The following is a 14,552-nucleotide window of genomic DNA, read 5'->3' on the forward strand; positions in this document are numbered from 1 at the left end:
ATATTATCTTTAACAATTCTAAATAAATTTTATTTTTCTATCAAATTTCTTTTATTTATTATAAATATAAATAACCTGAAACAATCTTAGTAATAAAAGGCCATCACTAATAAGTGAAATACTGATCATATATATAAACCTATCATTTATCATATATATTTTAATGTCGCAATATGATATAAAAAAACCGCCAGCCTAAGGCTGACGGTTTTCAACAATATTTAAATTAAAGATTATTAAGCCGGGATCTCTCCTTTGTAGAGGAAAGAAACGATTTCCTTGTTAATTTTATCTACCATCTCACTAAATAAGAAGAAAGATTCTTGCTTGTAGATTACTAACGGATCTTTTTGTTCGTAAACAGCTCCCTGAGAAGATCTTCTAAGGTCATCCATTTCACGAAGGTGATTCTTCCAGTTTTCGTCGATAATACCTAAAGAAATATTCTTCTCGAAATCTGTAATCAAAGATTCACAGTGTGTTTCATAAGCCTTCTGGAGGTCAGTAACAATAGTCAGAGTTCTATGACCATCACTGAAAGGAACCTGAATCATTTTGAACATACTACCTTGGTTTTGGTATACATTCTCGATGATAGGGAAAGCTTTCTCTTTCAATAAAGCTAACTTCTGCTTATAGTCTTCTACAGCTGTATGGTATACTTTATCGATTAATGCAGGTGCCTGCATATTTTTGAATTCGGATTCAGAAACCGGAGCATCCATTGTAAAGTTCTTAATAATTTCGAATTCAAATTCTTTGAAATTATTATCTGCTTTTGTTTGATTAACAATAGAGCCTGCTGTTTCGTAGATCATGTTCATAATATCAAACTTCAGGTGTTCTCCGAATAAAGCATTTTTTCTACGCTTATAGATAACATCACGCTGCTTGTTCATTACATCATCATACTCCAATAATCTCTTACGAATACCAAAGTTATTCTCTTCCACTTTCTTCTGAGCTCTTTCGATGGAACGGCTGATCATAGAGTGCTGAATCACATCTCCGTCTTTGTGCCCCATCTTATCCATCATTTTCGCAATTCTTTCTGAACCGAAAAGACGCATCAAGTTATCTTCCAAAGAAACATAGAACTGAGAACTACCTGGATCTCCCTGACGTCCTGCACGACCTCTTAACTGTCTGTCTACACGTCTGGAGTCATGTCTTTCTGTACCAATAATTGCTAAACCGCCCGCATCTTTTACTTCCTTAGAAAGCTTGATATCGGTACCACGACCTGCCATGTTTGTTGCAATAGTCACAACTCCTGGTTGTCCGGCTCCGGCAACAATTTCAGCTTCCTTCTTGTGAAGCTTAGCATTAAGTACCTGGTGTTGTATTTTTCTTAATTGAAGTGCTTTTGACAATAACTGAGAAATCTCTACTGAAGTTGTACCAACAAGTACAGGTCTTCCGGCAGCTGTAAGCTTCTCAATTTCTTCAATTACTGCATTATATTTCTCACGGTTGGTTTTGTATACCAAATCGTGCTTATCGTGTCTCTGGATTGGTCTGTTGGTAGGGATTACCACTACGTCCAATTTGTAGATCTCCCAAAGTTCACCTGCTTCTGTTTCTGCAGTACCTGTCATCCCTGCAAGCTTGTTGTACATACGGAAATAGTTCTGTAATGTAATCGTTGCAAAGGTTTGGGTTGCCGCTTCAATTTTCACATTTTCTTTTGCTTCAATCGCCTGGTGAAGACCATCTGAGTAACGTCTTCCTTCCATAATACGACCTGTCTGCTCATCAACGATCTTAACTTCGCCGTCAATTACCACATATTCATCGTCTTTCTCAAATAATGAATAAGCTTTTAATAACTGGCTTAAAGTGTGTACACGTTCAGATTTTACAGCAAAATCACGGTATAATTCTTCTTTGGCAGCAAATTCTTCTTCTTTAAGGAGATTTTGCTTTTCTAGTTCTGCAATTTCAGTTGCAATATCAGGAAGAACGAAGAAGCTAGGGTCTGAGTTACCCTGAGACATGTATTCTACCCCTTTATCGGTAAGGTCTACCTGATTGTTTTTCTCGTCGATAACGAAATAAAGGTCTTTATCTACCTTTGGCATTTCACGGTTGTTATCTGCCATATATTGCGCTTCAGTCTTCTGTAGAAGCGCTCTGTTTCCTTCCTCAGAAAGGAATTTAATTAATTGTCTGTTCTTTGGCAATCCTCTGAACGCCTGAAGAAGTTTGAATCCTCCTTCTTTTTTGTTTCCGGCTGCGATAAGTTTTTTAGCCTCACCGAAGATACCAGTAATGGTCTTTTTCTGTACCTCTACAATACGGTCAACACTTGGTTTTAACAGATCAAATTCCTGTCTGTCTCCTTGCGGAACAGGACCGGAGATAATAAGCGGAGTTCTTGCATCATCCACCAATACAGAGTCTACCTCATCCACAATCGCATAGTTTAGTTCACCCTGAACTAATTCTTCAGGACTGTTTACCATGTTATCTCTCAGGTAGTCAAAACCAAATTCGTTATTGGTTCCGTAAGTAATACTGGATTTATATGCTTTTCTTCTGCTCTCTGAGTTTGGCTGGTGATTGTCGATACAATCTACAGAAAGTCCGTGGAATTCGAAGATAGGAGCCATCCATGCCGAGTCACGTTTTGCAAGATAATCGTTTACCGTTACAACGTGTACACCACGGCCCGGAAGTGCATTAAGGAAAATAGGTAATGTTCCTACTAAAGTTTTACCTTCACCAGTTGCCATCTCAGCAATTTTACCTTGGTGAAGTATTGTTCCCCCGATAAACTGAACGTCGTAATGTACCATATCCCACTTCACAGCAGTTCCGGCAGCATCCCACTCACTCTTCCAGATTGCCTGATCCCCTTCTATTACAACAAAATCTTTTGTCGCAGCCAGTTCACGGTCTCTGTCTGATGCAGTTACTCGGATTTCACCATTTTGTGCCCATCTTCTTGCAGTTTCTTTCAGCAATGCAAAAGCTTCCGGAAGAATGTCTCCTAAAACTTTCTCTTCGTGCTGATATGCAACTTTATTAAGATCTGCTACCTGCCCGTAAAGCGCTTCTTTCTCGTCAACATTATCAGTTGTCTCGATTTTGCTTTGGATATCCTCTATCTGCTTACGCACATTAGCTGCAGCATCCTGAATTTTTTGTTGAAACTCTCTGGTCTTTTCTCTAAGCCCATCATCGGAAAGCTGTCCAATAGCCGGCTCAGTTTTTTTTATCTTCTCTACTACTTTTTTTACTTCCTTCAGGTCTTTTTCGTTTTTGTTACCTAAAAAACCCTTGAGAATCGTGTCTAAAAAACCCATTTATATCGCATTTGGCAAATAGCATTTTGGCTAATTGCATTAGTTAATCATTAAAAAAAGCCGATAGCACTATGCAATCAGCCAAACGTTTTATTAATATTCGTCCTCGTTCCAAAGGAAATCCTCATCGGTCGGGTAATCTGACCAAACTTCCTCGATACTTTCATAAATTTCACCTTCATCTTCAATAGCCTGAAGGTTTTCCACAACCTCCATCGGTGCGCCTGTTCTAATAGCATAATCGATTAATTCTGCCTTAGTCATTGGCCATGGTGCATCACTAAGATATGAAGCTAATTCTAATGTCCAGTACATATTTTGAATTTTTTGCAAATGTAAAAAATTAGGTGGTATATTAATCAATTTTCCACCTCTAACTCACTATTTTTTTGTTTTTTTTCTCAAAAACCATTCCACAAATATTTTTATGCCATTTTGGAACTTAGTCTTTGGCTGATAGCCTATTAAAGTTTTTGCTTTCAGGATGTCAGCATTTGTTCTCTGTACATCTCCGGCCTGCATAGGCAGCCGGTGAAGAACAGGGACTGTATTTAACTCTTCTGATAGTACAGAAACCATCTCCTGTAGGGTTATTACATCACTCTCCCCCAGGTTTAGTATCTCATAAACACCTTCATGATTATGCAGATAACTAATTGATTTGGTGACACCATCTATAATATCATCTATAAAGGTATAATCTCTGGCAGTAGTACCATCTCCATAAAAAGGAATTTTTTCGTTAAGATGCAGTAACTCAGCAAATTTATGGATAGCAAGATCCGGTCTTTGCCTTGGTCCGTATACTGTAAAGAAACGCAGTTGAATCATGTCAATTTTATACAGGCTATGGTATACATGCCCTAGTATTTCGCCACATTTCTTGGTAGCTGCATAAGGAGATATAGGCTCGTCGACAAAATCTGTTTCTGCAAATGGCACCTTATCATTATTACCATAAACACTGGAAGATGAAGCACATACAAACTTACTGATCTCAAAATCTTTGCAAAGCTCCCAAAGATTCATGGTACCACGAATGTTCACTTCTTCATATTCAAGAGGCCTTTCGATAGATGGGCGTACTCCTGCTAATGCAGCAAGGTGTATTACCATATCAAAGGAATGCATCTGAAAGATCTTTTCCAGTCCGTCTTTATCCCTGATATCCTGATAGTAAAGTCTGTATTGTTCGGACTTTGTTCTGTCAATAAGCTTAGCTATATCTGTAAGCTTATGATCGAAATCAAAAGCACCGTCATCACCTACTGATTCCAGTGTATTTTGAACTTTTATCTGATAGTCATAGAAATTATCAAAGTTGTCCACATTTATGACAGAATGTCCTTCTCTCAATAATTTTTCTACCAGATGTGATCCTATAAAACCAGACCCTCCCGTTACTAAATAATTCATCTTTTTCCTGTTCCTAACAAAAATAACCTTTTCTATAGACATTTATGTTAATTTCAAAATAAATAAATTTCTGAAATATTACTTACTTTTACATATACATAATTTATATACACATGAAATTCTCCGGACAAATACTAAAAATGATCACTGAAAACGGTAAACCAATACAATATTACCTTAATCTTTCGGGTGATTTAATTAGTATGAATCAGCTTTTTGATAAAGAAATAAGCATAAAGCATATCGGATATCAGTGTGTTTCCTGCGGGCTGGATCTACCTATTTTCCGTATGGGATTCTGTAAAAAATGTTTTTTTGAAAGTCCGTATGCCAGTGAAACAATCCTTCGCCCTGAATTGTCAACAGCTCATTTAGGTATTGAAGAGAGAGATCTGGAGGTTGAAAAAGAAATTCAGTTAGTTCCTCATGTTGTGTATCTGGCATACACAGGTGATGTAAAAGTTGGTGTAACAAGGGAAACTCAGGTTCCGACACGATGGATTGATCAAGGTGCCACATTTGCTCTTCCCATTGCAAGAACTGACAACCGATATGAAGCGGGAGTTATAGAGGTAGAGATGAAAAATCACCTTGCAGATAAGACCAACTGGAAAAAAATGCTGCAAACACTGGAATCGGATGTTGATCTTGCTGATTTCCGTGAAAAAATAAAAGAGTATTTCCCAAAAGATTCGCAAAAATTCTATTCTTCCGATGAGGAAATCTGGAGACTGGATTATCCATATGAAGCACCAAATGACATAAAAGTATTTACATTGGATAAGAAGCCTGAATTTACAGGATTACTAAAAGGTATAAAAGGCCAATATCTTTACTTCGAAGGTGGAAACTTCATCAACGTACGAAGCCATGAAGGTTATGTAATAGATTTTTCGGCCGGATAACCGAAAACACAATACACGGATGAAATTAAAGTACAAAAGATTTTTAAAAATATTCGCTTTTGGTATCGGTATATTAGCGATTCTTTCTTTTGCTGCTTCTTATGGATTCAATTACTGGCTAAAAAATAATCTACCGGAGATCATTAAAAAGAGATCTCCGTATAATATTACATACCAACATCTGGATGTAGATATTAAAACAGGAAATATAACCGCGAAAAAGATTAATATTTCTAACAAAAAACCGAATAATCAAAATGAAATTGGCTTAGACGGAAGTATCGGGGAACTAAAAATAAGCAGCCTCGGAATATGGGACGCTTTATACAATAAAGTAATCAATACTGACGATGTCACATTTGTACAGCCAAAATTAAGAGTTGTACTGGCAAAGCCAAAAGATGAGAAGGCAGGCAATAATAGTAAACAGCCTATACTTTTTAAAAACATTCATGTACAGAATGGCGATATTGATATTTTGAAGTTCAATAAAGATTCTCTTATTACAGTAAAGAATCTGAATCTTGAGCTAACAAACTTCAGAATGACAGAAAAGGAGGTAAAACAAAAACTTCCTGTCGTTTTTGACTCCTACTCTATTTCAGGAGAGAATTTCATCTACCGTGATGAAAATATTTATGATTATAAAGCAAAAAGAATTGCTACTGAAAATGGACAAATGAGCATTAAAGGTTTTGAAATGAAACCTTTACTAACCCAGCAGCAGTTTGCCCAAAAATACCCCAATAAAACAAATCTGTTTGCTGTTACTTCCAGAGAAATGACTTTTAAAGATATTAGCTTTAAAGACAACAAGATTTCTCTGGCAGAAGTAAAGTTTGACAGTCCTGATGTCAGAATCATGTCAACTAATGGGAAGAGTCCTAAATCTCAGAAAAACTTCTCTTATGATATTGAATTGGATAACATTTCTCTAAAAAATGGGAATATCCTAATGCTGAAACCAGACGGGAGCCAACATTTCCAGCTAAAAAGAGTTTCTGCCAATATGAATAAAATCCTGATGAACGAGGAAACATCAAAAGGAGAAATACCATTTAAATATGGCGCTTATAGATTCGAGACACATGATTTCCACTATAACCCTGGTAAATATTACAAGCTATCATTATCATCTCTTGTTCTGGACAATCATAAAATTACTGTTTCGGATTTCAGCTTTCTCCCGACCATGAACAGAACTCAGTTCAATAAATCAATTCCGGTACAGGAAGACTTGTATACGGTAAAGATCCCTAAAATAGAGCTCACCGGATATAAAGTTTCAAATCTAAACAACAATTTGCAGGTAGAAGTCAACAATCTGAATGTATATCAGATGTACATGAATATTTTCAGCAGTAACCTTCCACCACCGGATCCTACTCCAAGAACTTTTTTTTCAGAAAAATTCAGGAAAATTAAATTTCCGTTGACTATACATCATACGAAAGTAATCAATAGTCTTCTGGAATATGAGGAGACAGATCAAGGAGCCTTAGCTCCGGGAAAACTTTCTTTTGCGAACCTTAATGTTGGAATTGAAAATATAAACACAGCCCAATTAAAAGGAAAGAATACTATGGTTACCGTAAATGGGAAAACCAGCTTCTTCGGAACTTCCCCAACCACAGTTTTGTGGACTTTTGATGTTGCAAACCCGCAAGATGCCTTTAACTTCAAAGCTAATATCATCAATCTGGACGCATCGCGAATTAATGACTTTATAAGGCCTTATCTGCACGTAAGCACCAGTGGAATGATTAATAGTGTTGATTTTGATTTCAAAGGGAATAAATATGGTATAAAAGGGCCTTTTCTGATGACAAATACCAATCTGAAAGTAGAACTTCTGGATGATAAAAACCAGAAAAAGAAAAAATTCCTGAGCTTTCTGACCAACTGGTTTATCAAAAATAACACAGGTAATACGCCTAAGCAAATTGATGTAGATTATACCAGAACCGAAAAAAGATCTCTTTTCAATTTATTATGGCGCGGTATAGAAACCGGATTAAAAGGTTCTTTGATTGGTGATACCTCCAAAATTGAAAAGACGGTAGATGACATCAAAGAAAAAAAGGAGAAAATAAAGCAGAAGATTGACGCCCGAAAGCAAAAGGATCAGGCTAAAAAAGGACTTTTTAATGGTCTCTTTAAAAAGAAAGAAGCAACAACAGACTAAATACTCAGATTTCTCCCTTCTCTCTCGTCTACAGCTATTCCTGTAAGAAAGTTATTGAATTCTGATCCGGCATAGTTGCTTTCAGCACCATATGAATCGATAATATAAGCTTTTTGCCCTGTTGTATCTTCTACTAAATAAAGCACGGCATTATCAGATGGATTTGAATCGCCTTCGAAACGATAAACTTTAATAATTGTAAGATCTTCCGGTTGGTATTCTTTATCAGAATTCTGAAGAACAAATTTTTTATTTTCATTCATCTGAATTTCCTTATCTACACCTCTTCTTTTCAGGGTATTCATTACCTGTACCAGAGTTGTCATGTCATTATTTTCCATTGTCTGTAATTTAGTCTACTAAAGTTAAGTATTTCCATGCGAATAAAAATTATTCATTCTCGTTTTAACATAATAAAAAAACAGACAAGCTTTTGGCTTGTCTGTTTATATCTAAACTGGAAATATATGCTATTTCAGGTTTTTAATACCCATTTCATATAATGCAAATGAAAGCAAATCTGCATTTTCCATCACAACCTGCTCAGTAGAGCGTCCCGCTCCATGTCCTGCATTAGTTTCAATACGGATAAGCACTGGATTTTTACACGCTTGTTTTGCCTGTAATTCTGCACCAAATTTAAATGAATGTGCAGGAACAACTCTGTCATCATGATCACTTGTGATCACCATAGTAGAAGGATAACATGTGCCAGCTTTTACATTGTGTACAGGTGAATAAGATTTTAAATATTCAAACATTTCTTTACTATCCTCAGCGGTTCCGTAGTCATATGCCCATCCGGCACCAGCAGTAAATTTATTATAACGCAGCATATCCAGTACACCAACACCCGGGAAGGCTACTTTAGCTAAATCCGGGCGCATTGTCATCGTAGCACCAACAAGCAATCCTCCATTCGAGCGTCCTGAAAGCGCCATATAATCTTTGGAAGTATAACCATTCTTCTGTAAATATTCCCCTGCAGCAATGAAGTCATTAAACACATTTTTCTTTTGCTGTTTGGTTCCCGCATCATGCCATTTTTTACCATATTCACCTCCACCACGGATATTCGGAACAGCATAAATTCCGCCATTCTCCATCCAGATAGCATTTACAACAGAGAATGCAGGTTGCAGGCTGATATTAAATCCTCCGTAGCTGTACAATATTGTAGGATTCTTTCCGTCTTTCTTCAGTCCTTTTTTATAGCTGATCATCATCGGAATTTTAGTTCCGTCTGCAGATGTATAGAATACCTGCTCAGAAACATAGTTTTCAGGATTGAATTTCACTTTAGGCTTTTGGTACACCTCGGATTTTCCTGAGTCTATGCTAAATTTAAAGATCGTTGGAGGCGTAATATAATTGGTAAATGAATAATACAATTCTTTTTCTGTTTTTTCACCACCAAAACCACCTGCAGTACCGCTACCCGGCAGTTTAATTTCCCTAACCAGCTTTCCTGTTTTATCGTATTGCTTAATCTGGCTCAGTGCATCTTTCATATAAGTTGCAAAGAAGTAGCCTCCACCAGAATTTACACGCATTGGTTCACTTGTTTCAGCAATAACATCTTTCCAGGTTTCCGGCTTCGGATTCTGAATCGTTGTTTTTACCATACGCATATTAGGCGCATTTTTATCAGTATGCAGGAACAGTGTATCTCCATCTGTATCAACCAATCCTACATTGCTCTCGAAGCCTGTAATAATCGGAATAAAATCTGTTTTATTTTTAAGATCTTTAATATAGAGTTCGTTACCATTAGTTGCGTTAGCTGCAGAAACGACAAGATACCTCTGGTCTTCTGTTACATAGCCACTTAAGTATCTTCTTGGGAATTTATCACCACCAATAATCAACTCATCTTGAGACTGCTTTGTTCCAAGCTTATGAAAATACACTTTATGCTTGTCCGTCATTCCGGAAAGCACGCTTCCGTCTTTCGGCTTATCATAACTGGAATAGAAGAAACCTTCATCTCCTAACCAGGAGATGCCACTAAATTTTACATCAAGAAGCGTTTCATCGATTTGTTTTTTAGTTTCTGCATCCAGAATAATAATCTTATTCCAGTCAGAACCTCCTTCAGAAATGCTATAAGCTACTAATGTACCTTTTTTATTGAATGAAAGATTAGCTAAAGAGGTTGTCCCTTTATCTGAAAACTTATTCGGATCTAAAAATACTTCTGTTTTTCCGGAAGCATCTTTTCTGTACAACACAGATTGTGCTTGTAGCCCGTCATTCTTATAGAAGTAAGTGTATTTACCTTTTTTAAATGGTGCTGAAATCTTTTCATAATTCCAGATATCTAAAAGTTGTTTTTTAATCTGTCCACGGAAAGGAATTTGCGCAAGATAATCCTGTGTAAATTTCACCTCCTGTTGTACCCATGCTTTGGTATCTTCAGCTCTGTCATCTTCCAGCCAACGGTATGGGTCTGATACCTGATTACCAAAATAGGTATCGGTATGATTTACTTTCTTTGTTTCGGGATACTTCAATGAGTTAGAATTTTGTGCTGAAACAGCTGCAAAAGCGAAAGCTGCAACTGCCACAGATAGTTTTTTATACTTCATAGAATTGGTTTTACCAAAAATAGGGAAGTTTTCTTAATTCTAAGAATTCTAATTAAATCTATTTTCTTTGATTAGCAACTTATATCCGAATCCACGCACATTAATGATTTCAATATTATTATCAAGGCTTAATTTCTTTCGTAATTTAGTAATATAGACATCCAGATTTCGACTGGTAAAAAAGTTATCATCTCCCCATAATTCCTTTAGAACCTTTATTTTATTCAGGAGTTCATTTTTATGAAAAAGCAACCTTTTCAACAGTTCCGTTTCTTTATATGAAAGTTTTATAATTTGTCGATTTTCATAGAGAAGTTCCTGTCTTTGAATATCAAAAAGATATGCTCCAACTTTCATCTGATTGGATTCAGGTTTATTTCTTTTCAACAACTCCCTGACTCTTAAATGCAGTTCATCTATACTGAATGGCTTTCTAAGGTAATCATTAGCCCCGGCTTCATACCCTTTTACCAAATCTTTAGTTTCGGATAATGCGGTGAGAAATATTACAGGAGTTGCGGGATAATTTTTTTTAATTTCTTTAGCAACACTCCATCCATCTTTTCCAGGCATCATAACATCCAAAATACATAAATCTGTCTGTTTATTAATAAGTTTCAGTGATTCTACTCCGTCTGTTGCCCACACAACCTCATAATTAAGTTTATCAAGGCTATCCTTAATTAATTTTCCCAAAGTAATATCATCTTCAGCCAAAAGTAATCTATGCTTCTGCATGAGGTAAAATAATTTTAAAAATTGTCCCTTGCGGCTTAGCATCCAAAATTTCTATCGATGCTTTATGTAAGTCCATTACATATTTTACATAGCTAAGCCCTATTCCAAATCCTTTTGTTTCATATATATAACCAGATTCTTTTGGGATTCTAAAGAATCTCTTGAACACCTTCTTTTTATACTGATCTTCAATCCCTTCTCCATTATCTTCCAACATTATCTCTATTGCCTCCTTTGTATCTCTAGATCTTATAACAATTTTTGGATTCTCATTTTTGTTATATTTAATTGCATTACCAATAATGTTATTAAGTGCATTTTCAAAATGTCTGGAATTAATAAATATTTTCGTAGAATTAATCTCTTTAACATCAATTATAACTCTATCATTTTCAAATCTACCTTTTAATCTTATTATTAAATCACTCAGATCATATTCTTCAACAAAAAAATGGGCTTTATTTAAACTTAATTCATTTAATACATCATGTGTAAAAGAAGAAAGTTCTTTTGCTTTGTCTAATATAATATTTATATATTCTATTCTTTCTTTTTCATCCTGTACATGATCCCGCATACCTTCTGCCGCTATCTGGATTGAGGTTACTGGAGTCCTTAGTTCATGTGATAGATGTAGCATTAGCTGATCTTTTTCCTTATTGAGTCGCTCTTGACTTAAAAGTAATCTTGTTAAGTAAACACTACTAATCAGAATAATACAAACCAGTAAAAAAGAGCCTAAGATTGTCCATATTTGCTGACGAAGAAAATACTTCATAGGATTAGGAAAAGCCACATAAACATTTATTCTATCTTTTACACGAGGCTCTACTTCATAAGTATGTGTGGTTATTTCATCTCTATTGGGTTTGTTAAATACGAAGGCTTCATTAATCCCTTTTTGCTTCAATATATTTAGGTAGTTTTCCTGTACTTTATTTAGTGTTATAACATTTATTTCAAACTGATGATCAATAAAGTCTCCAACTAATGGCGTGTAATACCATGTATAATATTCTTTTAAATCATCATCTACATTTTTCAAAAAACGTGAAATAAAAATATCTTTTTCTTTTCCTTTTAAATCTCCATTATCTAAATTCAAATCCTGAAAACTCATAGTTAGGCGATCATGATTCTTAATTTTAGGAGAGCGCTCTATTAAAGAAAATTTTAGAGGTTCTTGTTTTTCGACAATAATTTTAAAATACTTTGGATTTTCCAGGTAGCATTTTAAATTTCTGAGCATTGTTTGTCGTTTCTGATCTCTGGACAGCTGAATAGCTTCTTTTAAAGATTCGTCAGCTATTCTGGTAAAAACCACCGTCTCTGTTCTATAGAGATTGTAATTATACAGAAACTGTAAACCCGTAACAGTTAGCAATAAGCCAACTACCAATGTAATTGCTATCTTAATTTTCAGATTCACGTTTCAAAAATAAATACTTTTCTCTTTGGAAATAAAATTTCATTAACACTAATTAACGCTAATTTTCAGTAAATAACTATCATAGTTATTAGCACAAGGTACTTTTACATAAAAAAAAATGAAAAAGATTACATTTTGTTTTTTAGCACTAATAGCACATTCTACATTTGGACAAACAGCAAAAGTATCATCCGAATATGGCAGCAAGGATCCAGTTGTTAATCAATTAATGGACTTTCAAGACATTACATCAATTGCTTTAACGCTTCAGGCTAAAGAACTTATTGGTAAATACTCTTTAGTAAAAATAAAAGAGTTTACTAATGGGAAACTTTCAAAAACAGAAAATATTATTTCTCCCGAAGATAGGCTTGCAATACAGTCAACACCTTTTACATTACGTTTATTTACTGAAACTGATAAAAAAAATAATATCCTGAATATAGCTTTCAGAGCAAATCATTTTGGAACACCTAAAAAAGAATTTTTACTTAAAGAAAACAAATATTCTTATGTTCTCCACGATTTGATAAGCACACAAAAAATCAATAACCTGGATTTGAGAAAAGAAACTCCGATTTTCATTATTATGACACCTCATGTACTGCCAGACGGTTCGGCCTCTTATTGTGAAGTCTCCGGATCAGAAATTTCCCCGGATCAATTAGGCAAGAAATATAATATTCCTCATTACTTCATTATTACTCTTCAATTTTTAGAACAAATAAAATGACAAAAAAACCTCAGTAAATACTGAGGTTTTAATTTATTGACAAGATGCTTCACACGACAAAGGAATCTGAGGATTGTTATAGCATATTTCCACACCGCCATATTTTCGCTGAATATCACAATATTCATCACAATTCATTGGTGGGTTAATCACTACTCCACAGCCTCCTTCAATAAATCGAAGCTCTCTTTTAGATAATTTCTTCATAATTAATATTTTAGATTATTTAATGTATTCATAAATAAAATCCCGGAATTTAACCGGGACTCGTTTTTTAGCAGTCACAAATTTCAATAACTAAACTCATGCAGCTTGCTTTTTGATCTTCTGTCCAGCCACACCATTGGCCACAAGTGGTAGCCGGTTTAGGACATCTTCCGATAGCTCCGTGAACTGTTTTCAGCTCTTTTTTGGATAACTTTTTCATAATGTAATATTTATAAGGTTTTGGTTTTACTAATATAACATTATTTGATAAAAAACAAAAAACCCCAACTTTCGTTGGGGTTTTAATTTTTATAAAACGCTAAAATTAAGCGTCTGGTGCTACAGATACATAAGATCTGTTATCTCTCTTTTTAGTAAATACTACTTTACCGTCTACTAGAGCGAAAAGCGTGTGATCTTTACCGATACCTACGTTTTCTCCAGCGTGGTGCTGAGTACCTCTTTGTCTAACGATGATGTTACCCGCGATAGCTTCTTGACCACCGAAAATTTTAACACCTAGTCTTTTAGAGTGTGATTCTCTACCGTTTTTGGAGCTACCTACCCCTTTCTTGTGTGCCATTTTATTTTAACTTTTTTCGGGTTAAATATTATTCTCCTGCAGCTTCTTCAGATGTTTCTTCTGCAGCTTTTTTAGTTGTCTTTTTAGCAGCAGCTTTTTTAGCTGGCTTTGCTCCGTCAAATCCTGTGATTGAAGTAATCTGGATTTGAGTTAATTGTTGTCTGTGACCGTTTTTAACTTGGTAACCTTTTCTTCTTTTCTTTTTGAAAACGATTACTTTATCAGCCTGAACATGATCAATAATCTCCGCTTCTACAGCGATTCCTTCTACAGCTGGGGCGCCCACAGTGATTGTTCCGTTAACAGTTAAAAGAACTTTCTCAAAAGAAACTTTGTTTCCTTTATCTCCTTTCAAACGGTTAACATACAATTTTTGGTCTTGCTCAACTTTGTATTGAAGCCCTGCTATCTCTACGATTGCAAACATTGTATATATTTTTTATAATTATTCGAGGTGCAA

At 35.3% G+C, this 14,552-nt stretch carries 14 protein-coding genes; 3 read left to right on the forward strand and 11 right to left on the reverse strand.

What is annotated here, in order from left to right; all coding sequences use genetic code 11:
* Window positions 1-236 precede the first annotated feature (236 nt).
* From secA to AYC65_RS17170, 3 genes are all read right to left on the reverse strand, one after another.
* On the reverse strand, window positions 237-3,308 hold the full coding sequence (gene secA, locus AYC65_RS17160) for a preprotein translocase subunit SecA (RefSeq protein ID WP_034870843.1): 3,072 nt from the start codon (window positions 3,306-3,308) through the stop codon (window positions 237-239).
* 93 nt (window positions 3,309-3,401) lie between these two features.
* Window positions 3,402-3,623 (reverse strand): DUF2795 domain-containing protein, encoded by a 222-nt coding sequence (locus AYC65_RS17165; protein ID WP_002662059.1) that lies wholly within the window; start codon window positions 3,621-3,623, stop codon window positions 3,402-3,404.
* A gap of 66 nt (window positions 3,624-3,689) precedes the next feature.
* Window positions 3,690-4,724, reverse strand: a complete 1,035-nt coding sequence (locus AYC65_RS17170) for a GDP-mannose 4,6-dehydratase (protein WP_034870906.1) — start codon at window positions 4,722-4,724, stop codon at window positions 3,690-3,692.
* A gap of 113 nt (window positions 4,725-4,837) precedes the next feature.
* On the opposite strand from AYC65_RS17170, the gene AYC65_RS17175 reads away from it, so the two are divergent.
* Together AYC65_RS17175 and AYC65_RS17180 are read left to right on the forward strand one after the other, a co-directional pair.
* On the forward strand, window positions 4,838-5,629 hold the full coding sequence (locus AYC65_RS17175) for a DUF2797 domain-containing protein (protein ID WP_034870842.1): 792 nt from the start codon (window positions 4,838-4,840) through the stop codon (window positions 5,627-5,629).
* Between the two features lie 19 nt (window positions 5,630-5,648).
* Window positions 5,649-7,814, forward strand: coding sequence for an AsmA family protein (locus tag AYC65_RS17180; protein ID WP_034870841.1), 2,166 nt, complete (start codon window positions 5,649-5,651; stop codon window positions 7,812-7,814).
* On the opposite strand, the gene AYC65_RS17185 is transcribed toward AYC65_RS17180, so the two are convergent.
* The 4 genes from AYC65_RS17185 to AYC65_RS17200 form a co-directional block, all read right to left on the reverse strand.
* Entirely contained in the window at window positions 7,811-8,155 is a 345-nt protein-coding gene (locus tag AYC65_RS17185; RefSeq protein WP_034870840.1) for a hypothetical protein, read from the reverse strand. The genes AYC65_RS17180 and AYC65_RS17185 overlap by 4 nt on opposite strands.
* Before the next feature lie 129 nt (window positions 8,156-8,284).
* Entirely contained in the window at window positions 8,285-10,402 is a 2,118-nt protein-coding gene (locus AYC65_RS17190; RefSeq protein ID WP_034870839.1) for a prolyl oligopeptidase family serine peptidase, read from the reverse strand.
* 48 nt (window positions 10,403-10,450) lie between these two features.
* On the reverse strand, window positions 10,451-11,140 hold the full coding sequence (locus AYC65_RS17195) for a response regulator transcription factor (protein ID WP_034870838.1): 690 nt from the start codon (window positions 11,138-11,140) through the stop codon (window positions 10,451-10,453).
* Window positions 11,127-12,569 carry a sensor histidine kinase gene (locus tag AYC65_RS17200; RefSeq protein ID WP_034870837.1) on the reverse strand — a complete coding sequence of 481 codons (1,443 nt, stop codon included), beginning with the start codon at window positions 12,567-12,569 and terminating at the stop codon, window positions 11,127-11,129. The genes AYC65_RS17195 and AYC65_RS17200 overlap by 14 nt, the downstream gene beginning before the upstream one ends.
* 118 nt (window positions 12,570-12,687) lie before the next feature.
* Here AYC65_RS17200 and AYC65_RS17205 point away from each other — a divergent pair, with 118 nt between their 5' ends.
* On the forward strand, window positions 12,688-13,302 hold the full coding sequence (locus AYC65_RS17205) for a hypothetical protein (protein ID WP_034870836.1): 615 nt from the start codon (window positions 12,688-12,690) through the stop codon (window positions 13,300-13,302).
* Between the two features lie 33 nt (window positions 13,303-13,335).
* Here the strand turns inward: AYC65_RS17205 and AYC65_RS20850 are convergent, their stop codons facing one another.
* The 4 genes from AYC65_RS20850 to rplU all read right to left on the reverse strand — a co-directional run bounded on the left by AYC65_RS20850 (window position 13,336) and on the right by rplU (window position 14,519).
* The gene (locus AYC65_RS20850; RefSeq protein ID WP_157757824.1) at window positions 13,336-13,509 is read right to left on the reverse strand and encodes a hypothetical protein; all 174 of its coding nucleotides are present in this window, start codon (window positions 13,507-13,509) and stop codon (window positions 13,336-13,338) included.
* Between the two features lie 67 nt (window positions 13,510-13,576).
* The gene (locus tag AYC65_RS20855) at window positions 13,577-13,729 is read right to left on the reverse strand and encodes a bacteriocin-like protein (RefSeq protein WP_157757823.1); all 153 of its coding nucleotides are present in this window, start codon (window positions 13,727-13,729) and stop codon (window positions 13,577-13,579) included.
* A 105-nt stretch (window positions 13,730-13,834) separates the two neighbouring features.
* A complete protein-coding gene (gene rpmA, locus AYC65_RS17210; RefSeq protein WP_016199026.1) occupies window positions 13,835-14,092 on the reverse strand; it encodes a 50S ribosomal protein L27 in 258 nt (85 codons plus the stop codon).
* A 28-nt stretch (window positions 14,093-14,120) separates the two neighbouring features.
* Window positions 14,121-14,519: a 50S ribosomal protein L21 gene (gene rplU / locus AYC65_RS17215; RefSeq protein ID WP_034870835.1), complete on the reverse strand. Its 399-nt coding sequence runs from the start codon at window positions 14,517-14,519 to the stop codon at window positions 14,121-14,123.
* Window positions 14,520-14,552: the final 33 nt, after the last annotated feature.

The organism is Elizabethkingia bruuniana, from assembly GCF_002024805.1.
Classification (GTDB): domain Bacteria; phylum Bacteroidota; class Bacteroidia; order Flavobacteriales; family Weeksellaceae; genus Elizabethkingia; species Elizabethkingia bruuniana.